Genomic DNA, 26,963 nt, shown 5'->3' with positions numbered 1-26,963 from the left:
GCCCAGATGCCCTTCGGCGGCGTCGGAGCTTCGGGCTATGGCCGCTTCGGCGGCAAGCAGGGCATCGACAGCTTCACCGAAACCCGCTGGATCACCGTCGAAACCCAGCCCGGACATTTTCCGATCTGAGCGTTACTTCTCGTTCTTTACAGCAAGCTCAACGGCGGGGGCTCGGCATCACGCTCTGCCGCGCCCCTGATCCGCAACACGGCCAGCCGATCAGCCTGAAACGAGCCTAGCCATAGTTCGCCGGCGACGAGGGCCGCGCCCGAATAGCCATTGAATCCTGCTTGTGGACGACCATAAGCGAAAGTCGAAATTCTGTGGTTGGCTAGATCCAATTCCCCGACAACCCAGCCGCGATGGCAGAGCATGGGATCGGCCTTGCCGTTCACCACCTTGCGCAGGCCCCCACAGGCCGGTTCGTCAAGCCGCATCCCCGTGAGCAGCAGGTGTCCCCCGGTCCAATGGATGTTGTCTGGCATGAAGTCGAGCGCTGTAACGACCTCAACCGGCTTTGCAGTATTGTGCCGGTCAAATACCGCCACGGCATGCCAGCCGAAGCTGACGACATAGAAATGCTGCCCATCGGGATCGACTTCGAGGCCGTTGTTGCCGGGTAGCTCGGTTCCGGGGAGTAGGGTGAACGCCGCTGCCCCTGGGAGCCATTGCCAGACGCCTCCCGTGATGCGTCCCAGCATGAAGTCGCCGATGGTCGTACCTGGGCGGGTCAGCACCGTGGCAAGCACGGTCCCATCCGGAAAGGCAGCCACCGCGTTGGCTACCTGTCCCACTGGCATCGGTTGGCAACCGCGCCAAGTGAGCGAGGGAGTCATGCCGGAGGCGTTGATTTCGAAAGCTTCGATCGATTCCCGGCCGCCATGATTGACCACGAGCAGTTGCCAACGGTTTTTCCCAAGGTTTTGCAGGGCGATCCCACGCGCGTTGAACAGGGCCGGGTCGAGCGGCCCCGGGCAGTTGGGAAAGCGCTGACGGTCCCACGCAACCTGCGCGGACGATCCTTCGAACCAGGGGCGCAGGGTGCGGGTCCTTGCATCGACCAGCTTGAGCCCCGCACCTGGCGCAAACCCGCTGGCAATTAGCCAGCGCGTACCGGGCAGGGCCAGCACGTCTTCGGGTTTCTGGGCACCGCAAACATAGTCCAGCTCGCTATCGGATGGGCAAGACTGCTGGACCTGTGCCTGCACAGGGGGGAGCCATGCTGCGATGGCCAGCGCAGTGATGGCCCAGCGACGCATCAGTCCCGCGGCTTCGATCCGATCGGGCGCGGTAGCGGAGCCGTGCCAGCGAAAAGGTCCATATCGCCGAAATGCGGCCAGTCGATCACCTTGCTTTCCAGCCCCAACCACACGAGGCGGGCGCGGGAGAGATCGAAGGTAGGCCAGCGGCCGATCGTGGGGCTGATCGGTGTGCCGGTGCGCGCGAAAGACAGCAATGCGCTGGACATTTCGGCTTCCAGCGCCGTGTCTCCCGGTTCCCAGATGCGCGTTGTACGGAACAGGTTCAGCGCATCGCGGGTGCGCAGCCAATAGGGCACATCGCCGGTGTGATAGGCTCCGACTGTCGCCGGATCGTGATCGCTGAACGTGATGCCCGGTGCATAGGGTTGGCGGCGGGTGAAGAGATAGGCATAGGCTGGCGCCTTGCCGAAGCGCGCCTGCGCTGCCGCCCATTGGGACATCTGCAGCCCGACCGTGCTGTCACGCGCAATATCGGTAGCCGCGCGGGCGGGGTCTTCGCCGGCATAGGCAGAAAGGATTGCATCGGCCCGGTCACCAAACCGTTCGCGTACGGCGGCGGCCAGCATTTCGAGGGTGGAAATCGGGCCGAATGGACGGAAGCTTTCGTCGCGGGTATAGCCGATCAGCACAGGCACGTCGTTCTGGCGGCCGGCGGCAAAAGTTTGCTCGGCCGTGCCGGTGAGCACCCACCCATCGAGCACAATCGGATCGCGGGGGCTCATGGCAGCCGCCACCTTGTCACCGGGTAGTGCGCGCATATCGGCCAGCGAGGTTGCGCCAAGTTCCTTTTGCAGCGCCATCCCTTGCGCTTCGGCCTTGTCGAGCGGGGCAGGGCCGAGCATCCTGCCAAACGGACTGCCGCTCATTCCAACGGCGCGCTGGAACAGGCCCTTTGCCTCGGGGCTGAGTTGCAGCAGTGCAACCGACATCGATCCAGCCGACTGGCCAACTAAGGTGACATTGGCGGGATCGCCGCCGAACCTTGCAATATTGCGCTGGATCCACTGCAGCGCGGCGATCTGGTCCATCAGCCCATAGTTGCCCGAGCCGCCATAGCCGGATTCGGCCGAGAGTTCGGGATGCGCCAGAAAGCCCAGCGCGCCGACGCGGTAGGCGATGTTGACCCGGATTACCCCGGCGTTAGCCAGCGGTTCGCCCGAATAGTTGGCCATGCTGGCCGAGCCGATGTTGAAGCCCCCGCCATAGATCCACACGACCACCGGCACCTTCTTGCGCGCACCCTTGGGCGCCCAGATATTGAGGTAGAGGCAATCCTCGCTGGTCGCCTCGTTGCCGAAGTAGTGGTTCTGGCGCGGGCTGCGCAGCGGCTGGAGGCATTCCGGCGCGAAGCGGTCTGCGTGATAGGTCCCCCGCCACGGGGCGACCGGCTGCGGCGGCTTCCAGCGCAGGTCGCGCAGCGGCGGAGCGGCAAAGGGCACGCCCAACCATGCATCGACGCCCGAGGGCAGGCTGGTGCCTTCGATCAGGCCGCCATCGACACGCACCGGGCGGGCTTCGGCTGCGCCTGCTCCGGCCAACAGCAGGAGCAGCGTGGCTATTGCCCTGCCAATCACTTCCACGGCACTCCCAGCTTGGCATGGAAGAAGTCGAACGTGGCGTTGGTGGCGCGGTTGGTGGCATCGCGCGTTTCGGCCGGCGTATGGCCGATAAAGCTGTGATCGACGCCGGGGATATAAATTGCCTCGACCGGAACCCCGGCGGCGCGCAACCGTGCTTCGGCCAGGTGCGACTGGGCAACGGGGACCACCTTGTCCTCGTCGCCATGGATCAGCAGGAACGGCGGATCCTTAGGGTCGATGTAGGTAACGGGGCTAGCCACCGCGAGCTGTTCGGGGGTGCAGGCGCCATTGCAGCCCATCAGGCGCACAGCGGCGTCGTCCGCGCCGCCGGGGCGCGAGGCGACGAGCGCGCCGAAATCAAACACGCCGTACCAGGTAACCGCTGCTGTTGCGCAGATGTCCTTGGCTGCATTCGGATCAAGCGCGGTGTTGCCGCAGGTCAACGCGGTTAGTGCGGTCAGGTGCCCGCCGGCCGATCCGCCCCAGATGCCCACGCGCTTGGTGTCGATCTTGTATAGCGCGGCGTGGTCGCCCAGAAAGCGCAGCGCGGCCTTGGAATCCTGCAACTGCGCGGGGAATTTCGCCTCGCTCGAAAGCCGGTATTCGAGGCTGACCACCGTGAAGCCTTCCGAGGCAAGCTGGGCGAGAACCCCCGGGAAGTTCGCGAGTGCGCCAGAATGGCGGGTGTGCCCGCCGATCCAGCCGCCGCCGTGGATGTAAAGCACTAGCGGATGCGGCCCCTGGGTGGCGGGGACATAGATGTCGACGACCTGCGGGATATAGCCGGGCAGCTGCTGGTAGACGACGTCGCGGTAGGCCTTCACCCCCTTGGGGAAGATCACCGGCTGAACCGGGAAGCGGTCTTCGAGAACGGGCGCATCGGCCACCGCGAAGACGCGCGGCTTGGAAGCGGCGGCGTTGCCAGCGATGCCAAGCATCAGGGCGGCGGCAGCGGCCAGCAGGCCGGGCTTGGTCAGGTTCATCGAAGGCTCTCCATCAGTCGATTATTGTTCGTCAGTCGAAAAATTGCGGTTTGTAACGGGCCTGCGCCGCAAGTCGGATCGGGGCGTTGACAGCGCCGTATCCGCTGTAGCCGCGCCGCTCGACCAGTTCGAAGAACACCCGGCGCGCAAACGCGCGGCTATAGAACTGAAAGTATTCAGCCTCGGTCCCATCGGGTTCGACGGTCCGGTCGTAGAGGATGTCGCGCGCGGCCATCGCTTCGATCAGGTCAGGGTCCAGCCCCCAGCGCGCTTCGAGATCGTCATAGTAGTTGCGCGGGATTTCAAGCCGCTCCAACCCGCCCGCGATCGCTGCATCGGCGGCGGCGAAGATATCGGTGCAGGCAAAGGCGATGTGCTGTACGCCCGCGCCGAAATAGTTCTGGATGAAGCGCGAGGACAGCGATTGGTGCGCCAGGCTGCCGTTGAGCGTGAAGCGCACGGCGTGGTTGGGGCTTTCGACCGCCTGGCTTTGTACCAGTCCCATCGGGTCGGCGATTTCGAGCTGCGGCGTCTTCGCCAGATCGAACAGGCTGACATAGAACAGCAGCCAGCTGAGGAATTCCTCGAACTGCATAGTCTGCGCGATGTGGTCGATCGTGGCCAGATTTGGCGATGGATCGACTTGTTCGAGCCGATGGGGGAATTCGTGTACCCACATCGCGTCGCGCGTCGCCTTGTCGACCAGGTAGAGCAGGCTACCGCCTACGGCGCGCACGCTGGGGATCGGCCATTCATCCGGGCCGATCGCCTGCTCGAAGCGGGCTATGGACAGCGTATCGGCGCGGGCCAGCGCGGCTGGAACGTCTCCCACTGCCAGCCCGATGGCGCAGACCGAGGCGCCGTGGACGATGTCGAAGCTGTGGGCCAGCCCTTCCGGCTCGCAATTGATGACGAGGTTGATCGAACCCTGCTGCCAGCGGGTCACGTCCTTGTTGCGGTGGCGTGCAGTGGGCTTGAAGCCGAGCGGGCGGAGCATGGCGCCAAGCGCCTCGGCCTCGGCTTGGCTGGCTGCAAACTCGATGAACTCCACCCCGGTCGGCTCGGCGCGCGGGGGCATGGCGGCACTGGCCGACGATGGCCGGGCGATCCCGGTTTCCAGCAAGCGCAGCGAGCGATAGCCGTCGAGCGCGACCCCGCTGGCGGAGCCGGCTCGGAACCGGTCGTTGAATATTTCGAGGCTCCAGTAACCGTCGTAGCCGATCTTGCGGATCGCCTCGGCCCAGTCGTCGAGCGGGAATTCGCCCTGCCCCGGCATGCAGCGGAAATGGCGGCTCCAACCAAGGTAGTCCATGTCGAGCAGCGGCGCGTCGGCGACCTGGACGATGAACAGCTTGTCGGCGCGAATATCGCCGATGCTGCTCGAAGGCACCTTGCGCGCGAGCGAGTGGAAGCTGTCGAGCACGAGGCCAAGAGCGGGATGATCGACATCGCGTACCAGCGCCCAGGCATCGCGGTGGTCATTGACGTGGCGACCCCAGGCCAGCGCCTCATAGCCGATCCGCATCCCTCGAGCGGCCGCGCGTTCGCCGGCTTCGTGCAGGTCGGCGAGGATTTGTCCGCGATCCTCCGTTGCCAGCGGCGAACAGCTCGAACAGACCAGAAGCAGATCGGTGCCGAGTTCGGCCATCACGTCGAACTTGCGCTCAAGCCGGTCAAAGGCGCGTTGGCGCTGGGCTGCGGGCAGTCCTTCGAGGTCGCGAAACGGCTGGAACATGGTGCAGGCAAGGCCAAGCTCGCCCATCAGCGCGGCAATCTCGCGCGCGGAAAGGTGGGTGGAGAGCAGGTCGTTCTCGAAAATCTCGGCGCCCGAATAGCCCGCGCCCGCGATCGCCTGCAGCTTGGCGTCCAGCGCACCGCTGATCGAAACCGTAGCGATCGAGGTCTTCATCGCGCCTTCCATGCTCCCATTCCCGGCATCACGATTCCGGTTGTGGGCGGGTTCTATCACTGGCCGGGCATTGACAAAAGCAAAAATGACAGGAACTAGTTCGTAACATAAAAATTCGAGAGAGTATGATGGGCTTTGTCCTAGAGACGGCACGGCATAAGGGCGCTATCAAACGCGAAATCGCGTGCGATACTGCGCGTGCCTTGAAGTCCGAAGGAACAGTTGCCTTGCCCGACACCGCACCCGCGTCAGAGCCCGTGCCGCCCAAATCCGAAAAGCCGCCGCGCCGCAGCCATGCCGAAGCTCGCGAGCAGGCGATCAACCAGATCATCGACATCGCGACCGGTGAGTTCGTCGAAAAGGGCCTGGCCGGGGCGCGGATCGACGAGATCGCGGGCAAGGCCACCAAGCGCAAGATCTACTACTACTTCGAGGGCAAGGACGAGCTTTACCGCGCGGTACTTGAGCGCGCCTACAAGCGGGTGCGTGAAAGCGAGAGCAGTGTCGATATCGAAACCGGCAGCGCAGTCGATGCGCTACGCCGCCTGATCGAGCACGACGTACGTTATCACTCGCAGCACCCGGAACTGGTGCGGCTGGTGATGAACGAAAACATCCACCGCGCCGAACACCTGAAGCAGATTTCGGAGCTGCCGCAGGGCAACCGCAAGGTCATCGACATCCTGACGCGGATCATCGCGCGCGGCGAGGCCGAAGGCTCGTTTCGTGCCGGGATCGACCCGGTCGAACTGCACATGAATATTACCGCGCTGAGTTTCTACAACGTCTCCAACCAGTTCACCTTCTCGCACAACTTCGGGATCGACATGTCGAGCACGGACGCGATCGAACGCCGGGCGAGCCAGGTGGCGGACATCATAATCGCCTGGGTATCGCGCAAGGATTGACTCGCGCGGGGCCCTGCGCCCGGTCGCCTGATCGCATGCGCGTTGCCCGGACATAACCGGGAAAGAGGATCATGGCTGCCAACCCCATCACTGCCGAGGCCGGCGGTTCCGACCGCTGGACGTTGCAAGCCTTCGGCATCGTTGCCTTGTGCTTCGCGATCAATATGGCCGACGGGATCGACGTCACGATCCTGTCCTACATCGCCCCGCGCATCCAGCAGGACTGGCAGATCGATGCGGCAGTCATGGGCAACCTGTTCAGTGCAGGCCTGCTCGGCATGGCGATCGGCGGGATGGGCATTGCACCGCTGGCTGACCGGTTCGGGCGGCGGCGGGTGATCCTGGCCGCACTAGCGCTCATGTCGGCGGGCATGCTGGCGAGCGGCTATGCCGGAGGCGTCACCGAATTGTTTGCCTTGCGGGTCGTGGTCGGCGCCGGGATCGGAACGGTGCTGGCCTCGATGGCAGCGCTGGCCGCCGAAAGCGCGCCGCCCAGTCATGCCAACCTGGCGGTCGGCATGGTCCAGGCCGGCTATCCGTTTGCGGCGGTGTTTACCGGTCTCGTCATCGCACAGCTGCTGCCGCACTATAGCTGGCAGCAGATACTGACCGGAGCGGGGGCAATCACCGTCGTCCTGTTCCCGATCGCCTGGAAAATGCTGAGCGATGCTGGCGTCCGAGCGCCTGTCGCTGCCGACGGCGCGCCTGCGGGGCGGGTAGCGGCGCTGTTCGTGCCTGCCTTCCGCAAACGCACGTTGGCGCTATGGGGCGCTGTGTTCTTTGGCCTGATGGTGCTCTACTTCATCGTCAGCTGGATCCCGAAGCTATCGATCGAGGCGGGCCTGTCGGAAACCAACGGGATCTATGCCGGGGCGCTTTACAACCTCGGCGCCTTCGTCGGCACGGCGGCGATGAGCGTGCTGGCGGTGCGTGTGCCGCTGGGGCGACTGGTGCCCGCAATGCTGAGCGCTGCGGCGGCAGCAATGCTGCTGTTCGGTTCGGTGTCGATGTCAGTAGGTGCAACGCTGGCCACAGCGTTTCTCATCGGGGTGCTGCTGCAAGGCGGCTACAACGGGGTCTGGCCGCTGGCGGCGTCAGCCTATCCCGCGGCGTTTCGCGCGACCGGCATCGGCTGGGCGATCGGAATCGGCCGCAGCGGCGCAATCATAGGTCCGATGTTTGGCGGATACCTGTTGGCAGTCAAGGTCGCCCTCCCACTGCTTTTTGCCGCTTATTGCGTTCCGCTGCTGCTTTGCGCGGCCTGTGTTGCGGTGGTTCGGCGACTTTCGGAAGAATCTGCTCCTGAATAAATTGACAGGAACTAGTTCGTAACATAAATGCGCTGCCTGCAGGCTGGCAAAAGTGCCGGCAATGGGAGGGATAACCATGCACAAGATTGGCCCGCGCCTCGCGGTCTCCGCTTCACTGTTCTCGTTTGCTGTCGCCCTGGCGAGCCCCGCGCTGGCCCAGGACGCGCAGGACAGCGCCGACACTTCGAATGACGCCGAAGTCATCGTCGTTACCGGCTCGCTGATCCAGCGCCCGAACAACACCGCTGTCAGCCCGATTGTCACGGTGTCTGAAGCTGCCATCAAGGAAAGCGGCGCCGCCAACCTCAACGATGCGCTGAACCAGATCCCCAGCTTCACCGTCGGTGGCAACGCCGCAACCGGCGGCCAGGGCACCGGCGGGCGCGCCTCGATCAACCTTCACGGCCTCGGCACAAACCGCAACCTTGTGCTGCTTGATGGCAAGCGCCTGCCGATCTCGGACATCGCGGGCAACGTCGACATCAACATCCTGCCGGATTCGATCATTGGCGGGATCGACACGATCACCGGTGGCGCTTCGGCGGTCTATGGTTCGGACGCGATGTCGGGCGTGGTCAACTTCAAGACCATCAAGAATTTCGACGGGGTCAAGATCGATCTGATGGATTCGATCAGCGGCCGGGGCGATGCCAACAAGTTCAGCGGCTCGGTCGCGTTCGGATCGAGCTTTGCCGACGGCGCCGGCCATGTCACCGCCGCATTCAGCTACACCAAGCAGGACCCGCTGGCCGGCGGTTCGCGCGACTTCTTCCACAACAAGACGCCTTCGTCGTACATCGGCTACGGCACCTTCGTCCCCAGCGCCACGAACCTGCCGAACGCAGGGGTCGAGCAGGCGGTGTTCTCCACCTATGGCTACACCGGCACCCGCAATAATACCCAGAACCTCGGCTTCAACGACGATGGCACCCTATTCGTCCAGACCGGCGCGGTGAACTACAAGGGTCCGACCGACGCCAACGGTTACATGGTGATCGGTGGCAACGTCCGCATGCCGGTCGGCCAGCAGGCCCAACTGCTCAACTCGCTCGAACGCAAGACCGCCTTCCTCAAGGCAGATTACGACGTTGCGCCAAACCTCAACGTCTACAGCCAGTTCATGTACGTGGACCTCACCGTCAACACGGCCAGTGGCGGCAGCCTGACGCAGTTCCCGGCGCTGACTTCGATCCCGGTGACCAATCCGTTCATTCCGGCCGACCTGCAAACGATCCTCGCCTCGCGCCCGAACCCGACCGCGAACTTCACCTGGAATGGCCGCTACGTGGGCGTGCCATGGAAGAACTGGGACGAAAACTACCAGGTCCTGCAGTACCTCGCGGGCTTCAAGGGCGAAATCGCCGATGGCTGGAATTTTGACGTCTTCGCCAGCTATGACGAGAGCCACCACAACCAGACGATGCACAACGCGGTCCTGAAGAGCCAGGTCCAACAGCTGCTCAATGCGCCCGATGGCGGTGCCTCGATCTGCGCCGGCGGGTTCAATCCCTTTGGCGATGCCAATGCTCGCTCACTGTCGCCGCAGTGCCAGGCCTTCATCACCAAGGATGCCCGTAGCGTCGAAAAGCTTGGTCAGGCGCAGGTTCAGGGCCAGGTCAACGGCCGCCTGTTCGATCTTGGTGCCGGCCCGGTGCAGGTTGCGTTCGTCGCCAACTACCGCAAGAACACCTATTCCTATTCGCCCGACGCCGACCTCGTCGCGCCCAACGCCTTCAACATCTACGCGCCGACCAATACGGCGGGTAACATCGAAGGCGTGGTGAACACCCTGCCGGTGTCGAAGAAGTCGCTGTCGGTGAAGGAATTCGCGGCACAAGTCGACGTGCCGCTGCTGGCCGACAAGCCGTTCTTCTATGAACTGGGCGTTGGTGCGGCGGTTCGCGTGTCGGACTATTCGGTGACCGGTTCGGTCACCTCGTACGAGGCTGACGCTCGCTGGCGGCCGGTTGAAAACCTGCTGATCCGCGGCAGCTATCAGCGCGCGGTGCGCGCGCCCAACATCGGCGAATTGTTCTCGCCGCCGCAGGGCACGCAGCTCGTTATCGGGACCCCGCCAAGCTCGCTGGGCGATCCTTGCGACGTGCGCTCCAGCGCCCGCACCGGCGCCAACGGAACCAGTGTAGCGAACCTGTGCGTAACGCAGGGCGTGCCCTCGTCGGTGATCGGCAGCTACCAGTTCCCGACCACGGCTACCGGTCAGGTCGTGGGCGGCAACACCACGCTGACCCCGGAACGGGCCAATACCTTCAATGTCGGCTTTGTGTTCAATGCGCCGCGCACCAGCGGCCTGCTCGGCGATTTCTCGCTCTCGGTCGATTACTACAACATCAAGATCCAGAACGTGATTTCGACCGTTCCGGGCCTGACCGTGCTGTCGAAGTGTTTCAACCTCGATGGTTCGAACCCGACATACAGCGCCTCTAACGAATACTGCACACTGATCAGTCGCGATTCCTCGACCGGCCAGATCCTCAACGTCGCGACACCATACCTCAACCTCGGCCAGCTCAAGACCGACGGGGTCGAAGTGCAGGTCCACTGGGGTGTCCCCGCGCCGTTCCTGGGCCAGACCGGCAAGCTCTATGTCGATTCGGCGATCGGCTGGCTCAACAGCTACAAGATTCAGCTGCTGCCGGGCGCCTCGTTCCTTGACTACACTGGCGTCAGCGTTGGCGGTACCAACCCGGGTTCGATCCCGCCGCGCGCCACTCCGCGTTGGAAGAGCCTGACCACCTTTGGCTACAAGTCGGACACGCTGGGTGTCGGTCTGCGCTGGCGCTACCAGAGCGGCCTGAAGGACAACTCGGCTGTCCTCACCCCGGCCAATGCGCAGGTTGGCGTGGCGCCCTATTCGCTGTTCGATCTCTTTGCGAACGTAAAGCTGACGAAGGATTTCGAATTGCGCGCAGGGGTCACCAACCTGTTCGACAAGGACCTGCCCTTCGTGGCGAGTTCGCAGAACGGCACCGATACCGCGCTCTATGACGCAATCGGCCGCTCATTCTACGTCGGCGTGAAGTTCGGCTTCTGATCCACCCTGAAGGCCGGTGCCGTAATGCTTGCATTATGGGCACCGGCCTCTTTTAGACGAAGGACAAGATGTTTCGAACCGGGCTCCTTGGCCGCGCCATCATGGCATCGCGTTCTCCCTGGCTCCACGAACAGGAAGCTAGGGCGCAAGGCCTTGAGCTGACTTACGAGCTGTTCGACTTCACCGAGCGCGGTCTCGCCGACGATGCCCTCGGGCCGCTCCTGCGCCGACTGGCCGATGACGGGTTCAGCGGCGTGAATGTTACCTTTCCGTTCAAACAAGCAGTCCTGCCGCTGCTCGATGAACTGGCGGAATGCGCCACATCGGTAGGCGCAGTGAACACCGTCGCCATGCGCGGGGGCCGCCTGATCGGCTACAACACCGACAAGACCGGCTTTCAGGAAAGCTTGGCCGAAGGCCTGCCGGGTGCAAAACTCAGCCGTGTACTGCAACTTGGCGCGGGCGGCGCCGGTGCGGCGGTCGCCAATGCCCTGCTTTCCCATGGTGTCGGCGTGCTGGAAATCACCGATGTCGACATGACTCGTGCAGAAGTGCTCGCGCGCCGACTTGCAGCACATTATGGTGCCGGACGCGTTGTCACTTGCGCAGGTGATGCGTTGAAGACAAGCGCTGTCGACGGCATCGTCAACACGACGCCAATGGGTATGGCCGCCCACCCCGGCACGGCGATCGACCCGGCGTTGATCGAGCCGCGCCACTGGGTTGCCGACATCGTTTATTTTCCGATCGAGACTGAGATGCTGCGCATCGCCCACGAGCGCGGCTGCCGGGTACTGAATGGTAGTGGCATGGTAGTTTGCCAGGCTGCGCGCGCCTTCGAGATTTTCACCGGCAACCGCGCCGACAGCGCCCGGATGCGCAAGAGCTTCATTGGTGGGTAGGCTCAGGGCTCATTGATCACAGCCAGCGCATGAGCAATGCGTCGTCGTCACGAAGCTCCTCCTGAAACGCCGACATTGCTGCCGTCGAGCACTCCAAACCAAACTGCTGAGAACGGTCGTTGGTTAAGCAGGTAGAAGTGTAATGCGCGACCAACTAAACCAATGGAGTGACGTGTGACTGCGATCCTCACCGTCGTACCAAGCGGGGCGGCACGCCGAAGATCTGCCTGTGCCAGCGGCTGAAGGCCCCGATTGAGCTATATCCCAGCATTTCCGCAATATCGGTGATCCGCATGCGGGGATTGGCGAGGTACTGGGTCGCGAGCTGCATCCGCGCCTCGTTGAGCAGCACGCTGAAGCTTGTCCCGTCGGCATCGAGCATCCGCTGCAGGGTCCGCACCGTCACCCCCATCGAAGCGGCGCAGTTCTGGATCGAGGCGCGCCCGGCTGGCATCAGCAGGCGGATCAGCTGGTCGACATCCTGGATGGCGGTTCGCTCGGCCGGGCTCATGACGGTATCGAGCAAGCTGCGGGCATGGCGCGCCAGCTGGTCATCGGCGCGCTGGTTCGGGCGGTCTAGATCGGCCTGGCGCAGGATCAACCCGTTAAGCTCGCTGTCGAACTGCACCGGGCAGCGGAACACGCGGGCAAAGATCGGCAGGTCGGCTGCCGGCGGACCTTGGTGTGAGAAGCAGACCAGTCGCGGTGCCCAACCAGGTTCCAGCACTTCGCTGCAAAGCCGCATCAGCACGCCCAGCGCCAGGTCCGAAGACTGCCGCGACGGTTCCGGGAGGCGCAGGGCGAAATCCTCGCGCAGGATTGCGTCGTCGTCGATCTCCTCGACATGGAGTACCAGCGTCGAATTGATTCGGGCGCGGAATTCGCGCAGCGCGGTGAGCGCATGGCGCAAGGTCGGCTGGTGGGCGATCAGCAGGCTGGTCGCGCCGAGGTTGGCGAGCGCGCGACCCTCAGCCATGCGCAGGCCGAGCGTCATACAGCCAGTGACCGCCGCACTGCGCTCGAGCAGGCGGATCGCGGCGCGGGCCGGGATCAGCTGTTCCGGATTGACCAGCAGGTCGGCCGACAGCCCCTGCTCCTTGAGCAAAGGGCGCGGATCGCAATCCAGTCCGGCCATCGTCTCGAAATAGCTGGTCAGTGCCGCAACGCGGACCAGTTCAGTCATCGCTTCTCCGCTGGCTTCGTGACGCCAATTGGAAAAACAATGTCATGAAATGTGAAAACCGCAAGCCCCGACTCACCTAGTATCAAGTCAGAGAGCTTGGGAGAGCAATGACCGTGGCGAAGGCTGTACGTTCCCACACAACTGGCGGTCCGGAAGTCCTTATGGTGGAGGACGTCGAGGTCGGCACACCGGGTCCGTGCGAAGTGCTGATTCGGCACGCGGCTGTTGGCTGCAACTTTGCCGATACATATTTCCGCTCGGGCTATTATCCGGTCCAGCCGCCCTGCGGGATCGGCGTCGAAGGGGCTGGCACGGTTGAGGCCGTCGGCGAAGGGGTGACCCACGTCGCGGTTGGTGACAGGGTCAGCTATAACGGCGGCCCGCTGGGCGCCTACGCGACCGAGCGGGTCATGCCCGCCGCGCCGCTGTTCAAGCTGCCGGAATGCGTCTCGTTTGAAACAGCCGCCGCCTCGACCATGCGTGGCCTCTCGGCAACCTATTGGCTGATGAAGGCCGATCCGCGGCTCAAGGCAGGCGACACCATTCTGCTTCATGCGGCGGCCGGCGGGGTTGGCTTGTTGGCGATCCAGATTGCCAAGCTACTCGGCCTGCGGGTGATCGGCACCGTCTCGACCGAGGAAAAGGCCGCAAAGGCCCGCGAGCTCGGCTGTGACGAGATCATCTTTTACCGGCGCGAGGATGTTGCCGCGCGCGTCAAGGAACTGACTGGCGGCGAAGGCGTGCAAACGGTGTTTGACTCCGTGGGCAAGGATACCTTTGAAGGCTCACTGAAGTCGCTACGGCGGCGCGGCGTGCTGGTTGGGTGCGGTACAGCTTCGGGTCCCTTCCCGCCCATCGATGCCTTTCAGCTGATGCTCCAGGGCTCGGTCTATTTTATCCGGCCGGCCTTTGCCGACTTCTTCGCTGATTCGGCCGAACGCGCCGAGTTGGCCAGGTTCTGGTTCGACAACCTCTCGGCGGGGCGCATTAAGGTGGAGATCGGCCAGCGCTACGCACTTGAAGAGTGCGCGCAGGCACACCGTGATCTCGAAGCGGGCAAGACCCTTGGCTCATCGGTGTTCGTGCTATGAAGATCGAACAACTCACCCAGCACATCGGCGCCGAACTCGTCGGCGTGAGCCTGGCCGAAGCCGTGCGGAGCGACGACCTGTTTGGCGAGATCAAGGCGGCGCTGCTGCGCCATAAGGTGCTGTTCCTGCGCGATCAGGATATCAGCCGGGCCGATCACGTCGCCTTTGCCGAGCGATTCGGACCGCTGGAAGACCATCCGGTTGCCGGAAGCGATCCCGAAAATCCCGGCCTCGTCCGGCTCTACAAGGACGAGAACTCCCCGCCCGATTTCTACGAGAACTCGTGGCATGCCGACACGACCTGGCGCGAGGCACCGCAGATGGGCGCGGTGCTGCGCTGCATTACCTGCCCGCCGGTCGGCGGCGATACGATGTGGGCGAACATGGAGCGGGCCTATGAGGACCTGGCCGACCACATCAAGGAAACCATCGCTCCGCTGAAGGCGCGTCATTCGATCGAGGCCAGCTTCGGGGCTCGGATGCCGGATGAAAAGCGCCTGGCGCTGAAGGCCCAGTTCCCCGATGCCGAGCACCCGGTGGTTCGCACGCACCCGGAAACCGGGGCAAAATCGCTCTACGTATGTGGGTTCACCACCCACTTCACCAACTATCACACCGCCGCCAACGTCCGCTACGGCCAGGATTACGCACCCGGTGGGGCAAACCTGCTGCACTACCTGATTGGCCGGGCGCAGATCCCCGAATACCAGGTGCGTTGGCGGTGGAAGCCCGGCTCGATTGCAATCTGGGACAACCGCTGCACCCAGCATTACGCCGTGATGGATTACCCGCCCTGCGTCCGCCAGATGGAGCGCGCAGGCATCATCGGTGACAAACCCTTCTAGGACAGGAGAAAGACCATGCAGTTCTTCGACGAAAGCCTGCTGCCCGAATACCAGGATCCGCTGGTCATCCAGGTCGCGCCCTATGCGCCAAGCTTCATGCCGCAGGATAGCGACGACATTCCGGTCAGCTATGCCGATCAGGTCCAGAAGGCCGTCGATTGCTACAATGCCGGTGCGACTGTGCTGCACCTCCATGTCCGCGAACCCGATGGCACAGGTTCGAAGGACCTCGACCGCTTTAATGAAATGCTCGACCGGCTGCGCACGGCCGTGCCCGACATGGTGCTGCAGGTCGGCGGCTCGATCAGCTTTGCGCCTAAGAGCGAGAGCGCAGCGGCCGAGTGGCTCGACGATGATACTCGCCACATGCTGGCTGACCTGACCCCGACTCCCGATCAGGTGACACTGGCGGTCAATACCAACCAGATGAACGTGATGGAGCTCATCACCGAGGAAGACGCGGGCGGCACCACGATGTGGGACGTCTACCGCGAAGCCTATACCGAAATGTACTACGACGCCGGTCCGAAGTTCATGAAGGAACACATGAAGCGCCTGACCGCGGCTGGCATCCAGACCCACTTCCAGATCGGCTGTGCGCGCGATCTTGAAACGGTCGAGCGGCTGGTGCGAAATGGCCACTACATGGGCCCGCTGGTCTGCAACTGGGTCTCGATCGGTGGCGGCCACGATGGCCCGAACCCGCGCAACCTGATGGAGTTCGTCAACCGCCTGCCGCAGAACGCGGTCTGCACGGTCGAAGGCCTGATGCGCTCAATGTATCCGCTGACCGTGATGGGTATTGCCATGGGCCTGCATGTCCGGGTTGGCCAGGAAGACAACCTGTGGGGGCGCCGCGGCGAGCGCGCCACATCGGTCCAGCAGATCGAGAAGATGGTGCGGATTTCAGAGGAACTCTACCGCCCGATTGCCAGCGGCAAGGAAGCCAAAGAGATCTACCAGATCGGGACCTTCTATTCGAGCGTCGAGGAAACGCTCGAAAAGAACGGCTGGCTGCCCAACCCGCAGCCCAAGCCGCGCCGCCCGGCAATCCGCGCCGCGGCATGAGTGCGACGGTCCTCTTCGTTCCCGGCCTTCGGGACCATGTCGAGGACCACTGGCAGACCCATGCTGCCCGTGCCTTTCCGGGATCGGTGACGGTTGCACCGCTCACTGAGTATCGGTTGTTACGGTCAGCACGGGTTGCCGCGCTCGACGCCGCACTGCGCGCCATCGAAGGTGAAGTGGTAATTGCCGCGCACAGCGCTGGATGCCTGATGGTCGCACAGTGGGCGCTCGCGCCGACCCGGTCGATCAGGGCGGCGCTGCTGGCAACGCCGGCCGATGTCGAGCATCCGCTGCCGCCGGGCTACCCGTCCTATGAAGACCTCTCTGCAAATGGTTGGCTGCCGATCCCGCGCCGGCCGCTGCCCTTTCCGACCCTGGTCGTAGCAAGCCGCAGTGATCCGCTTGCCGAGTTCGACCGGGTAGCCGACATGGCCCACGATTGGGGTGCGCAACTGCATGATGCGGGGGAGGTGGGCCACCTCAATCCACCGGCCGGTTTTGGGCCCTGGCTCGATGGCCACGAATTGATCAAGCAGCGGCCATCCGGGGAGAGAACAGGCCATGGCCGGACCGATTGCGCAGAATATTGATGGGCCCGGCGGCCCGGACCGGGTTACGACCTATGCCTGGCTAGTCTTCGCGCTCAGCTTTGGCCTGCTGATTTCCGATTACATGGCCCGGCAGGTGCTTAATGCGGTATTCCCCCTGCTCAAGGCCGAATGGAGCCTGACCGACACCCAACTGGGGCTGCTATCGGGCATCGTCGCGATTATGGTCGGAATCCTGACCTTTCCGCTCTCGCTCGCCGCCGACCGTTGGGGCCGGGTGCGGAGCCTGGCGCTGATGGCGATCCTGTGGAGCGTCGCGACACTGCTCTGCGCCGCGGCGGAGAGCTTCGAGACCATGCTGATTGGCCGCGCGCTGGTCGGGATTGGCGAGGCGGCCTATGGCAGCGTCGGCATCGCGGTGGTCATCTCGGTCTTCCCGGCGCGGCTGCGCGCCACCCTCTCGGCCGCATTCATGGCCGGAGGTCTGTTCGGCCAGGTGCTGGGCGTGGCGATTGGCGGAGCCATTGCCGCCAGCCACGGCTGGCGCACAGTCTTTGCCGCAATTGGCCTCGCCGGGCTGGTGCTTGGCATCCTTTACCCTCTGCTTGTCAAGGAGCGCCGGATTGCAGCGCTGGCGGATACTGGCTGCGCGGCACAGGCTTCGCAGGTGGCCCCGTTGCGCGACCTAGTCGGTAACCGCTCGGTCCGGCTGGCCTACGTCGCCAGTGGTTTGCAGCTGTTCGCGGCCGGGGCCTTGCCGGCCTGGCTGCCGAGCTATTTCAACCGGGTCTATCACCTGCCGGTCGACAAGGCCGGCTCGCTCGCCGCCCTACTTCTGCTGATCTGCGGCTCGGGTATGATTCTGTGCGGCATGGCCAGCGACCGGCTGGCGCGCAATCAGCCCAAAGCCAAGATCGTACTTGCCATCGCCTACTGTCTCGGCACCGCGCTGAGCCTGTTCCTGGCCATGCTGCTGCCGCCCGGGATGCCGCAACTGGTCCTGCTGGGCATCGCCATGTTCCTTGTCGCAGGCACAGTCGGGCCGGTGGGTGCGATGGTCGCCAACCTGACGCCGTTGGCCATCCACGGCTCTGCCTTTGCGACCCTGACCCTCGCCAACAACCTGATCGGACTGGCACCGGGACCAATCCTGACCGGGCGGATCGCCGACACGATTGGCTTGACCGAGGCGTTCCGACTGTTGCCGGTCCCGTGCCTGCTGGCCGCGCTTACCTATGCGCTGATGCGCCGCAGCTATCTGGATGATCTAGAGGCGCGCCTCGAGGCGCGGTGACGTCAATTGGCATAAGCGGCCATTCACGGGGTCTGATCACACGATGTGAACGCGCGTCAGCTTGCGGCAATCGCGCCCTCAATTTCGGCCGGCCCCCTCCGCTCGCAATAGCGGACAATCTCGCCAGTCGCTGGCCTGGTAGATTGAGACTTTCCACAAGCATCAAGGTCCGCTGGGGGCCATTTTGGGGGGCACTGTCAGAGCATATTATCAAAAATACGATTTAAATCAGACTTCTAAGTCAATTCTTTGCTTCCCTTCACCCGCTCCATTTGCTGCAGTTAGCGAGCCGTATGAGCGGCGCTCCATTGCTTGTTCAGGTCATCCGCTTGGCCAGTGCCATAGACGTAACGATCCGGGCGGACGAGTACCGCGTCGACATCATGCGTGTCGAACCATTCGCCCAACGCCGCGCGGAACGGGGCCAGGCGGGGCTGGTCGAGATCGGCTCGCGTCAGCAGCCAGTGACCAAGCCCCAGCACATCGTCGAGCCGCTCGCCATTCTCGCCTAACGGCTGCGGGAAATAGCTGCCCGCGCCGGGCGTTCCGATCAGGATCATCCCGCTCGAGATGGGGGGGTAGGCAACATTGCCGTCAGGCGACTGGCCAGCCGCGCGCGCGGCGATCATCTGCGCATCGCGCATCGCGGCAGCTGCCGGATCGGTGATGCAGACCGTGCGGCCCATCATGATCGCCATCTCGATCGTGGCGCGCAGGTTGGGTTCGCGTTCGGGCTGGTAGCTATCGAGCAGGCTGTCAGGCGCCCCGTCGTTGATGATTGCGGCGAGTTTCCAGGCGAGGTTGGCGCTGTCGCGCAGGCCGGAGCACATGCCCTGTCCAGCAAAGGGCGGGGTCTGGTGGGCGGCATCCCCGGCCAGCAGCACGCGGCCCTTGCGCCACTCTTCGGCAATGCGGGCGCGGAAGGTGTAGACGGCCTTGCGTTCCAGCCGCACGGCGCCCTTGACGTCCCAGGGCTCGAGCAGGGCTTCGACCATCGCGTCGGCGCTGATCGCTTCCGCCGTTTCGCCGGGGCGGATCATGAATTCCCAGCGGTGCCGGCCTTCGCCCATCAGCACACAGGTGGTGGGCCGCACGGGATCGCAGATCTGCAGATTGCGATCGGGCAGGCGGGAATAGTCCTCGACGATGGTGTCCACCACCAGCCAGGGCTCCTCGAAGCCCAGATCCTCGAAGCCGATGGCGCATGCCTCGCGGACCGGGCTGCGCGCGCCGTCCGCCCCGACAAGGTAGCCGGCGCGCACGGTGCGTTCGCCCTCGGGCGTGGCGAGCCGCGCCGTCACGCCGGTGCCGTCGTCGGAGAAGTCGCGCAGTTCCCAGCGTGAATTGAGCCGGGCGCAGGGATATTCAGCCAGCTTCGCGCGCAATGCCGCCTCGATGCTGGGCTGGTGGATCATGTTGCCTACCGGCCAGCCGCCCGCCCCGATCCGGTCGCTGCCCTCGAACCGCAGCAGGATATCCCCGGCGGCATTGCGGAAGTCATAGAACGGCGTGGTCCGGCTGGTGGCAATCGCCGCATCGGCCACACCGGCTTCCTGCAGGATCCGGATCGTTTCGTGATCGAGGTGCGCCGCGCGCGGCAGCGGATAAATCTCGGCTTCCTTTTCGGCAACGATCACCCTCACGCCGCGCTGTGCCAGCAGCACCGCCAGCGTGACACCGGTAGGGCCGCCGCCGGCGATCAGCACGTCACAGTCGAATTCCGTTCCCACGGTCATGCCCTTATCCTTCCGCCTGCATGGTGCCTTCGATGTGGCCGAGCTCGTCGATCTCGATCCGCACCACATCGCCGGGCTGGAGGAAGCGGCGCGGATCCATCGCCGCGCCGATGCCGCCCGGGGTGCCGGTGAAAATCACGTCGCCCGGCTCCAGCGTCATCGCGGCCGAAAGGTGGGCGATCTGTTCCCACAGGTTGAAGACGAGGTGCTGCGTATTCGAATCCTGGCGCTTTTCGCCGTTCACGAAGCAGCGGATGCCGAGGCGGTGCGGATCGCCGATTTCGTCCGCCGTGGTCAGCCACGGGCCCATTGGGGCGTGGGTGTCAAAGCTCTTGCCGAGCGACCACTGCGGAGTGGCGTGCTGGGTCATGCGTTCGGTCGCATCGTTGCCGACGCAGTAGCCAAAGACATAGGCCTTCGCCTCGTCCGCGCTGACGTGCTTGGCGCGCTTGCCGATTACCGCGACCATCTCGGCTTCGTAATCGTTGGTCATGGTGCCGCGCGCGATCAGGATCGGATCGTAGGGGCCATTGACGCTGGTCTGGGCCTTGGTGAACCACACCTGCTTTTCGGGCGTGCCCATCTTCGATTCCGCGATATGGTCGGCATAGTTGAGCCCGATCGCGAAGATCTTGCCCGGGCGCAGCACCGGCGAACAGAGATGGACAGAGGAGAGCGGCACGCCGCCGCCCGCCGCCGCCTTGGCCTCAAGCTGGGGCTTCACTTCGTCCCAGCGGGCGATCAGGTCGATCATCGTGCCATCGAGGCCGGTATCGACGATGCTGTCGCCCACCACAATCCCGGTGCGGGTCTGGCCGTTGGCTTGATAGGTGGCGAGCTTCATGCGGGGGTTCCTTTCGGGTTGCGGCGAAACAGCCGCTTGATGCGCAAAGTGAGTGCGGTGAAGAAGGCGACGAGCCCGGGCGGAGGCGGAAGCTTGCCGGCGAACATCGGGTGGGGGCTGCCCCATTGCACCGCCAGCAGCGCGCTCATCGGCATCTTCTGGGGCGGGTCGGCCGCGGTCAGCAGATCGCCGTCGGTCCAGTGTTCCAGCTCGTTGCCCCAGGGATCGCGCCAGTAATCGAACACCTGGCTGCCCATGATGTGACGGCCCACGCCCCAGGCGGCATCGCGTTTGGCGGCTTTCAGGTGCTGGTGGCCGAGCATCAGGTCATCGAGATTGGCGACTTCGAAAGCGGCGTGCAGGATGTCGAGCTTCTGCGGCAATTGCGCCAGAAACAGGGTGTGGTGATCGGCCGGCTTGTCGCCCCGGTCGCAGCGCATGAACGCGCCGAGCGGCACGTCCTTGGCGGCTTCGACCTCGTCCGAGGTGAGGAAGCCGAAGCGCTGCTTGTACCAGGCTTCCGACCGGCGAAAGTCCGAGACGTTGAGCACGGCATGGCCGATCCGCCGCACGTGGGCCGGGCCTGGCGTGAGGCGCACCAGCTGGCGAAAGCGCGGGCGAGCGGCAGCCGTGTTGCGCGGCGGATCGGCAAAGGGGAGGCTGGCCTGGGCCTTGGCTTGCCCCGCGACCACTTCGACCTTGAAGCCATCGGGATCGGTCAGGCGCACGATCTTGCCGCCGCCCGGTTCGGCAAGGTCTTCCACCGCCACGCCTTCGTGCGCGGCCAGCGCTTCCAGATCGGCGACGGTTTCGGCGCGAAAGCCGATGCCGCGAAAGCCCGCTTCGCCCGGCTCGGTAACGTGCAGGAACGGCCGCCCATCGGTGCCGCGGGCATAAAGCCGTCCGCCATCCTCGAAGCACGACAGGCCGAAGTCCTCAAGGAACCGGCGCATGGCCGCAAGGTCGGGCGCGCCATAGCGCACGTGGGCGATGTCTTCGATGCGGATGATGCTCAAGCTCTCTCTCCCGCCCGGCGAACCTTGTGATTCGCACTTGACTGTTTGGTCAAATTAGCGCTGTTGACCAGACAGTCAAGTGGTGTATCGAGGGTGCATGGCCAGCCGCCCCGAACCGCTCAACCCCCGCGCTGCGCGTACCCGCGCGGCGCTGCTCGCGGCCGGGTTCGAACTGATGGCCGAACGCCCGATCGATGCGATCGCAATCGACGAGGTGGTGGCCCGGGCGGGTGTGGCCAAGGGCAGCTTTTTCAATCACTTCACCGACAAGCCGGGCTTTGCCCATGCCATTGGCGCCGCCGTGCGGGCCGAGGTGGAAGAGCGCGTCGGCGCGATCAACCAGGGCGTTACCGATCCGGTAGCCCGGCTGGCGGGGGGAATGCGCGTCGCGGTCGATTTCGCGCTGACCGAGCGCGACCGGGCCATCGTGATGCTGCGCGGGCTGGAACTGTCGACTGGGCAAAGCCACGAACTGAACCGGGGCATTCGCGCCGATATTCAGCGCCTGATCGATGCCGGGCTGGCCCGGGCGGAGGCGGCAGGCAGCGGGGTGCGCTATTGGCTGGGGCTGTGCCAAATCGTCCAGCTGAACGTGATCGAGCGCCGGCCGACCCGCGCCGATGCGGCGGGGCGGCTGCGCGAGATGCTGGTGCTGGGGCTGACCGGCCTGGGCGTTCCCGAACCGCGTGCACGGGCCGTCGCCGAGGCGACCGCCCGCGCGCTTTAGGAAACGGTCGGCTCGTCCGCCTCTTCCGCGTCCAGCCGGATCGGGATGAACAGCAGCGCGGCCAGGACCAGCAGGCCGATCGAGGCGATCTGGATCGGGGCATAGCTGCCGAAATGGTCGAAGGTCAGCCCGAAGCCCACGATCCCCAGCGCCGTGCCGATCCAGCCAATCCCATGCAGCGCGCCGAACACCGTGCCATAGCGTGCCGGGCCGAACCGGCGGGCAATAAAATAGGCAAAGATGCCCATGTCCGCGCCCTGCAAGATACCCAGCAGCGCGCAGGCTGCCAGCGCGGCGGCGGCCACGCCTTGTTCGCCCAGGAACAGCACGAAGCCGAAGCTGGGCAGAATCAGCAGGGTCAGCGCCACCAGCCGGGGCTCCAGCTTGTCGAGCAGCCACCCGCCTCCGATCTTGCCGACGAACTGTCCGGCGGCGAAGGCGGAGAGGCCCAGCGCCGCTGTTGCGGCGGACAGACCCTTGTCCTGGATCATCGGCGAAAGCTGGCTGATTGCCCCCGAGATCGCCATGGCGGCAACGAAATTGGAGCCGACCAGCAGCCAGAAATCACGCACCTTAAGGAACGAACTGTCGTTCTTTCCGCCCGCTCCTCCGGTCAGCGGCTGTGCGGCGGCAGCCATGGCCGCGCCGCGCGGCATCAGGGCGAGGACCAGCGGCATGCCGAGCGCAAAGGCGATCATGGCCAGGGTGAAGAACCCCTGCCGCCAGCCCCACGCGTCGATCACCTGTTGCAGGATCGGGGGCACGAAAATGGTCGAGATCGAGGCCCCGGCTCCGACAATGCCCAAAGCCATGCCGCGGTGGCGCCGGAAATGGGCGCTGACCGGGCGGGTCAGCAGCACGGCCGATGCGCCGCCGCCGACGATCCCCGACAAAGCCACCGTGATGGCCAACATCGTCAGGCTGTCCATCAGTTTGGCCTGGGTCAGCTCGATCACGGTCATGATCACGGTCGCGCCGATGAACACCCGGTGGAAGCCGAACAGGTCGGCCAGCCGGCCGATCAGCGGGGCGCCGAGCGCAGCGGTAATGATCAGCGCCTGGACCATCCCGGTTTGGCCGCGCGTCAGGTGCAGTTCCTGCGCCATCGGGATCAGGAACATCGAGAAGGTGTAGAACACCAGCGATATACCCGTGGCATTGGCGATCGCCGCCCCCGCGACGATCCGCCAACCCAGCTGCCACTCGCTGGCCTGCGGGGTCAGGCTCACGCCAGGGCCGCGGTGTAGGTGCCCATGTCGAAATAGTCGCGCCAGACCTTGATCTTGCCGCCTTCCATTTCGAACACCCCACAGCAAGGCAGTTCGATGGTCTTGCCGCCAGCGACCGTCCGGTCGATCCGCTCGGCAATCACCACGTTGCCCGCGCCGAGGATGCGGCGCACCTCCCATTCCGTGCTCGCCCAGCCGCCCGCGAAGCCCGCGATGAACTGGCGCAGCGCGGCATGGCCCTGCACCGGGGCGATCGGCATGTTGTGGTAGATGCCGTCGTCGGTGAAATAGCCGACCAGTTCATCGACATCGAGCCGCGACCACGCGGCGATGAATTGCCGCACGATGGCAACGTTGTCTGCCATGGCGCTCAGTCCTCGGCAGCGAAGGTGATCTCGGCGTGCTCGCCCAGCCGCTTGACCAGCGCCTCGCCCAGCAGCGCGCCGGGGGTGGCGATGGCGCCCTGGGCGGTGCAGGACAGCAGCGCGATCCCGGTTTCGGCCAGCATCCGGCTGGTCGAGCCATAGCCCGGATCGTAGCGGCCCTTCACGCCATAGCGCAGCGTGCGGCCGTCGGGGTATTCGCCGGTGAACAGCACGTCATAGTGGCCGTTGTCGCGCTCTTCCTTGGTCGGCCCCTCGCCGGGCTTGGGATCGTTCGGATTGCCGATCATCGGGGTGACCGCCATGTGCTTGGCAATTGCCTCGCCCTGTTCGCCAGGACCAGTCAGGACCATTTCGTCATAGACGAAGTCCGTGCCGTAGGGATGGCCGAGCAGGAAATTCGTGCGGTGGACGTTCTTGGTGTTGATCACCGCCATGATGAACGGGGCGCACCACGAACCCAGTGCCTCGTCATATTCGGGCGCGTCGCTCCTCGGCTGGGCGGGGCCTTCGAAACCGGGGGTCAGGCCAAACGGGCTGACCATGTATGGCACCAGGCTGGGATCCTTGCCCAGCGCGGTCATCGTCGCGGTCAGGCTGGCCGCAGTGCCGCCCGAAAAGCCGCCCTGCATCGCGCGCACCCGGCACTTCACGCGCGGAGCGGGCGCGCCAAAGCGGGCCTTGGCCTGCTGCTGGAGCATGAACACGCCGAGGTCGAACGGGATCGAATCGAAGCCAGAGGAAAACGCGATCCGCGCGCCCGATGCCTTGGCCGCTTCGTGGTACTTGTCGGCCATCTGGCGCATCCACACCGGCTCGCCGCACAGGTCCGCATAGTCGGTGCCGGCAGCAACGCAGGCGGCCAGCAGCGGCTCGCCATAGAGCTGGTAGGGGCCGACCGTGGTGACGATCACCCGGGCGCTTTCGGCCAGCGCCTTCATGCTGGCGGGATCATCGGAATTGGCGACGATCAGCGGGGTATCGGCGGGCGCGTCGATCAGGTCGCGCACTTCTGCAAGTTTGTTTGCGCTGCGCCCCGCCATCGCCCATTTCGGGCCTTTGCCCTGATAGTGGTGGGCAAGATATTCGGCGACGAGGCGGCCGGTGTAGCCGGTGGCGCCATAGACGACGATATCGAACGGACGATCAGCTTTCGCAGTCATTCAAGCTCTCCATTGCGGCCGAATCTTCGTGTTCGGCTAAGCCGAAACTGCACAGGTTCGGTAGCAATGTCGAACTGATTTCGCCTGCCGCTACGGCATCGGTGCGCTCAGAAGTGGTACTGCCGGCTGGCGAGGTCGAACATGATTTCCTCGCTCCCGCCGCCGATCGCCATGACGCGCACTTCGCGGTAGATCCGCTCGATCCGGCTGCCGCGCATGAAGCTGGCCCCGCCGAGGATCTGGCAGGCCTCGCGCGCGCAGAATTCCATGGTCTGGGTCGCCTGCACCTTGAGCAGCGCGAAATCGCCTGGGAAGGCCTTGCCGTTGACCACGCACCACGCGCACTGGTCGATCCAGGCCTGGGTCGGGCTGATCCGGCGGACCATGTCGGCCAGCTTGTGGCGGATCACCTGGTTGGTGATCAGCGGCTTGCCGAAGGTCTCGCGCTGGCGTGCCCAATCCAGCGCATCCTCGAAGCAGATCCGGGCAAAGGCATTGGCCTGCTGGCTCATCCCCAGCCGCTCGCCGTTGAAGTTGCGCATGATCCCGGCAAAGCCGCCGTTTTCAGGGCCGATCAGGTTTTCGGCCGGCACCTCGACTTCGTCGAAGTGGATCGTCGCCGTGTCGCTGGCGTGCCAGCCCATCTTGGCAAGCGGCGTGCGCGAGACGCCGGGGCGGTCCATTTCGACCAGCAGCAGCGAAATGCCGCCGATGCCGGGGCCGCCGGTTCGCACCGCCAGAGTGATGTAGTCCGCGCGCACGCCCGAGGTGATGTAGGTCTTCTCACCGTTCACCACATAGGCTGCGCCCTTGCGCGTGGCCTTGGTGCGCAGGTTGGCAACGTCCGATCCGCCGCCGGGTTCGGTAATGCCCAGCGCGATGATCTTTTCGCCCGCGAGTACGTCCGGCGCGATCCGGCGCTTCATGTCCTCGCTGCCCATGGCGAGGATCGGAGGCAGGCCGATCCCGTGGGTCATCAGCGAAGCGCAGACCCCGCCCGCGCCGGGCCGGGCGAGTTCCTCGGTCTGGACGAGGGAATGGAACAGGTTGAACCCGTCGCCCGTGCCGCCAAATTCCTCGGGATAACCCAGCCCCAGCACGCCCGCCGCCGCCGCCTTGCGATGCAGTTCGCGCGGCAGCTCGCCCGCGGCTTCCCAGGCATCGACGTTGGGGGTGATTTCGCGCGCGACGAAAGCGCGGACCGTGTCGCAGACGGCCTCGTGGCTCTCGTCATAGTGCGGGGAGCGCGAACGCCATTGATCGAACAGCGGGGCGGTCATCGGCGCAGATCCTCTCTGGATTGGGACTGTCGGCGTTGGGCCGATCAGCGCTTCGGTCTATAGCTTGGGCAGGGTGACGCCGCGCTGGCCCATGTATTTGCCGCTGCGGTCGCCATAGGACACCTCGCAAGGCTCGTTCCCTTGCAGGAACAGGAACTGGCAGGCGCCCTCGTTGGCATAGATCTTGGCCGGCAGCGGCGTGGTGTTTGAAAACTCCAGCGTCACGTGGCCTTCCCATTCGGGCTCCAGCGGGGTGACGTTCACGATGATCCCGCAGCGGGCATAGGTGCTCTTGCCCAGGCAGATCACCAGCACGTCGCGCGGGATGCGGAAATATTCGACCGTGCGGGCCAGCGCGAAGCTGTTGGGCGGGATGACGCAGCAGTCGGTCTTCATGTCGACAAAGCTGTTTTCGCTGAAGTTCTTGGGATCGACCACCGCCGAATGGACGTTGGTGAATACCTTGAATTCATCCGCCACGCGCGCGTCATAGCCATAGGACGAAAGGCCATAGCTGATGCAGCCATCGCGCTGCTGGCGCTCGACAAAGGGTTCGATCATGCCCGTGCGGCGGGCTTCTTCGCGGATCCAACGGTCACTGAGAATCGACATGGCAATGTGATTGCCGATGGAGCGCGCCGCTTCAAGTG

Annotated in this window: 24 protein-coding genes; 11 read left to right on the top strand and 13 right to left on the bottom strand. The window is 64.6% G+C overall.

From position 1 onward, the window contains the following. Positions 1 to 129: aldehyde dehydrogenase family protein (locus ACE3SN_RS05370; RefSeq protein ID WP_374528202.1), on the top strand; the 129-nt coding region annotated here is incomplete at its 5' end. Positions 130 to 146: 17 nt separating this feature from the next. Here the strand turns inward: ACE3SN_RS05370 and ACE3SN_RS05365 are convergent. The 4 genes from ACE3SN_RS05365 to ACE3SN_RS05350 all read right to left on the bottom strand — a co-directional run bounded on the left by ACE3SN_RS05365 (position 147) and on the right by ACE3SN_RS05350 (position 5,734). Beyond that, a complete protein-coding gene (locus ACE3SN_RS05365; RefSeq protein WP_374528197.1) occupies positions 147 to 1,130 on the bottom strand; it encodes a hypothetical protein in 984 nt (327 codons plus the stop codon). 128 nt (positions 1,131 to 1,258) lie between these two features. Continuing rightward, the gene (locus tag ACE3SN_RS05360) at positions 1,259 to 2,836 is read right to left on the bottom strand and encodes a carboxylesterase/lipase family protein (RefSeq protein WP_374528195.1); all 1,578 of its coding nucleotides are present in this window, start codon (positions 2,834 to 2,836) and stop codon (positions 1,259 to 1,261) included. Beyond that, positions 2,833 to 3,825 carry an alpha/beta fold hydrolase gene (locus ACE3SN_RS05355; protein WP_374528193.1) on the bottom strand — a complete coding sequence of 331 codons (993 nt, stop codon included), beginning with the start codon at positions 3,823 to 3,825 and terminating at the stop codon, positions 2,833 to 2,835. The genes ACE3SN_RS05360 and ACE3SN_RS05355 overlap by 4 nt, the downstream gene beginning before the upstream one ends. A 31-nt stretch (positions 3,826 to 3,856) precedes the next feature. Then, the gene (locus tag ACE3SN_RS05350) at positions 3,857 to 5,734 is read right to left on the bottom strand and encodes a bifunctional sugar phosphate isomerase/epimerase/4-hydroxyphenylpyruvate dioxygenase family protein (protein ID WP_374528200.1); all 1,878 of its coding nucleotides are present in this window, start codon (positions 5,732 to 5,734) and stop codon (positions 3,857 to 3,859) included. A gap of 257 nt (positions 5,735 to 5,991) precedes the next feature. Here ACE3SN_RS05350 and ACE3SN_RS05345 point away from each other — a divergent pair, with 257 nt between their 5' ends. From ACE3SN_RS05345 to ACE3SN_RS05330, 4 genes are all read left to right on the top strand, one after another. Next, on the top strand, positions 5,992 to 6,642 hold the full coding sequence (locus ACE3SN_RS05345; RefSeq protein WP_374528191.1) for a TetR/AcrR family transcriptional regulator: 651 nt from the start codon (positions 5,992 to 5,994) through the stop codon (positions 6,640 to 6,642). A 71-nt stretch (positions 6,643 to 6,713) separates the two neighbouring features. Further along, on the top strand, positions 6,714 to 7,952 hold the full coding sequence (locus ACE3SN_RS05340) for an MFS transporter (RefSeq protein ID WP_374528189.1): 1,239 nt from the start codon (positions 6,714 to 6,716) through the stop codon (positions 7,950 to 7,952). A 76-nt stretch (positions 7,953 to 8,028) separates the two neighbouring features. Further along, positions 8,029 to 11,004, top strand: coding sequence for a TonB-dependent receptor domain-containing protein (locus tag ACE3SN_RS05335; protein ID WP_374528187.1), 2,976 nt, complete (start codon positions 8,029 to 8,031; stop codon positions 11,002 to 11,004). A gap of 68 nt (positions 11,005 to 11,072) precedes the next feature. After that, the gene (locus ACE3SN_RS05330) at positions 11,073 to 11,906 is read left to right on the top strand and encodes a shikimate dehydrogenase (RefSeq protein WP_374528186.1); all 834 of its coding nucleotides are present in this window, start codon (positions 11,073 to 11,075) and stop codon (positions 11,904 to 11,906) included. 187 nt (positions 11,907 to 12,093) lie between these two features. Here ACE3SN_RS05330 and ACE3SN_RS05325 read toward each other — a convergent pair whose 3' ends face one another. Further along, positions 12,094 to 13,089: an AraC family transcriptional regulator gene (locus ACE3SN_RS05325; protein WP_374528184.1), complete on the bottom strand. Its 996-nt coding sequence runs from the start codon at positions 13,087 to 13,089 to the stop codon at positions 12,094 to 12,096. Between the two features lie 107 nt (positions 13,090 to 13,196). On the opposite strand from ACE3SN_RS05325, the gene ACE3SN_RS05320 reads away from it, so the two are divergent. Genes ACE3SN_RS05320 through ACE3SN_RS05300 form a run of 5 tightly spaced genes read left to right on the top strand, consistent with a single transcriptional unit; the run spans position 13,197 to position 17,935 of the window. Further along, positions 13,197 to 14,180 (top strand): quinone oxidoreductase, encoded by a 984-nt coding sequence (locus tag ACE3SN_RS05320; RefSeq protein ID WP_374528183.1) that lies wholly within the window; start codon positions 13,197 to 13,199, stop codon positions 14,178 to 14,180. Continuing rightward, a complete protein-coding gene (locus ACE3SN_RS05315; protein ID WP_374528181.1) occupies positions 14,177 to 15,025 on the top strand; it encodes a TauD/TfdA dioxygenase family protein in 849 nt (282 codons plus the stop codon). The genes ACE3SN_RS05320 and ACE3SN_RS05315 overlap by 4 nt, the downstream gene beginning before the upstream one ends. Positions 15,026 to 15,040: 15 nt before the next feature. Continuing rightward, positions 15,041 to 16,093, top strand: coding sequence for a 3-keto-5-aminohexanoate cleavage protein (locus ACE3SN_RS05310; protein WP_374528179.1), 1,053 nt, complete (start codon positions 15,041 to 15,043; stop codon positions 16,091 to 16,093). Next, the gene (locus ACE3SN_RS05305; protein ID WP_374528177.1) at positions 16,090 to 16,683 is read left to right on the top strand and encodes an RBBP9/YdeN family alpha/beta hydrolase; all 594 of its coding nucleotides are present in this window, start codon (positions 16,090 to 16,092) and stop codon (positions 16,681 to 16,683) included. Before ACE3SN_RS05310 ends, ACE3SN_RS05305 begins: the two co-directional genes overlap by 4 nt. Continuing rightward, positions 16,655 to 17,935: an MFS transporter gene (locus tag ACE3SN_RS05300; protein ID WP_374528175.1), complete on the top strand. Its 1,281-nt coding sequence runs from the start codon at positions 16,655 to 16,657 to the stop codon at positions 17,933 to 17,935. Before ACE3SN_RS05305 ends, ACE3SN_RS05300 begins: the two co-directional genes overlap by 29 nt. Positions 17,936 to 18,216: 281 nt before the next feature. On the opposite strand, the gene ACE3SN_RS05295 is transcribed toward ACE3SN_RS05300, so the two are convergent. From ACE3SN_RS05295 to ACE3SN_RS05285, 3 genes are read right to left on the bottom strand one after another with little or no spacing between them, the layout of a single operon-like run. Next, on the bottom strand, positions 18,217 to 19,671 hold the full coding sequence (locus ACE3SN_RS05295; protein ID WP_374528173.1) for a bifunctional 3-(3-hydroxy-phenyl)propionate/3-hydroxycinnamic acid hydroxylase: 1,455 nt from the start codon (positions 19,669 to 19,671) through the stop codon (positions 18,217 to 18,219). A 4-nt stretch (positions 19,672 to 19,675) separates the two neighbouring features. Beyond that, positions 19,676 to 20,515, bottom strand: a complete 840-nt coding sequence (locus tag ACE3SN_RS05290) for a fumarylacetoacetate hydrolase family protein (RefSeq protein ID WP_374528171.1) — start codon at positions 20,513 to 20,515, stop codon at positions 19,676 to 19,678. After that, complete coding sequence (locus ACE3SN_RS05285; protein WP_374528170.1) at positions 20,512 to 21,531, bottom strand: VOC family protein; 1,020 nt, start codon at positions 21,529 to 21,531, stop codon at positions 20,512 to 20,514. Before ACE3SN_RS05285 ends, ACE3SN_RS05290 begins: the two co-directional genes overlap by 4 nt. Before the next feature lie 97 nt (positions 21,532 to 21,628). On the opposite strand from ACE3SN_RS05285, the gene ACE3SN_RS05280 reads away from it, so the two are divergent. Continuing rightward, on the top strand, positions 21,629 to 22,258 hold the full coding sequence (locus ACE3SN_RS05280; protein ID WP_374528168.1) for a TetR/AcrR family transcriptional regulator: 630 nt from the start codon (positions 21,629 to 21,631) through the stop codon (positions 22,256 to 22,258). Here ACE3SN_RS05280 and ACE3SN_RS05275 read toward each other — a convergent pair. The 5 genes from ACE3SN_RS05275 to dcd form a co-directional block, all read right to left on the bottom strand. After that, positions 22,255 to 23,487, bottom strand: a complete 1,233-nt coding sequence (locus ACE3SN_RS05275) for an MFS transporter (protein WP_374528166.1) — start codon at positions 23,485 to 23,487, stop codon at positions 22,255 to 22,257. The genes ACE3SN_RS05280 and ACE3SN_RS05275 overlap by 4 nt on opposite strands. Then, complete coding sequence (locus ACE3SN_RS05270) at positions 23,484 to 23,852, bottom strand: limonene-1,2-epoxide hydrolase family protein (protein WP_374528165.1); 369 nt, start codon at positions 23,850 to 23,852, stop codon at positions 23,484 to 23,486. The genes ACE3SN_RS05275 and ACE3SN_RS05270 overlap by 4 nt, the downstream gene beginning before the upstream one ends. 5 nt (positions 23,853 to 23,857) lie before the next feature. Then, positions 23,858 to 25,033: a trans-acting enoyl reductase family protein gene (locus ACE3SN_RS05265; protein ID WP_374528163.1), complete on the bottom strand. Its 1,176-nt coding sequence runs from the start codon at positions 25,031 to 25,033 to the stop codon at positions 23,858 to 23,860. A 107-nt stretch (positions 25,034 to 25,140) separates the two neighbouring features. Next, on the bottom strand, positions 25,141 to 26,313 hold the full coding sequence (locus tag ACE3SN_RS05260) for an acyl-CoA dehydrogenase family protein (RefSeq protein WP_374528161.1): 1,173 nt from the start codon (positions 26,311 to 26,313) through the stop codon (positions 25,141 to 25,143). Between the two features lie 57 nt (positions 26,314 to 26,370). Then, complete coding sequence (dcd, locus tag ACE3SN_RS05255; protein ID WP_374528159.1) at positions 26,371 to 26,925, bottom strand: dCTP deaminase; 555 nt, start codon at positions 26,923 to 26,925, stop codon at positions 26,371 to 26,373. Positions 26,926 to 26,963: the final 38 nt, after the last annotated feature.

Origin of the sequence: Novosphingobium sp. (assembly GCF_041915465.1) — a bacterium.
Classification (GTDB): Bacteria; Pseudomonadota; Alphaproteobacteria; order Sphingomonadales; family Sphingomonadaceae; genus Novosphingobium.
The sequence above is the reverse complement of the archived record's forward strand: the minus strand, read 5'-3'. Positions and strand labels throughout refer to the sequence as shown.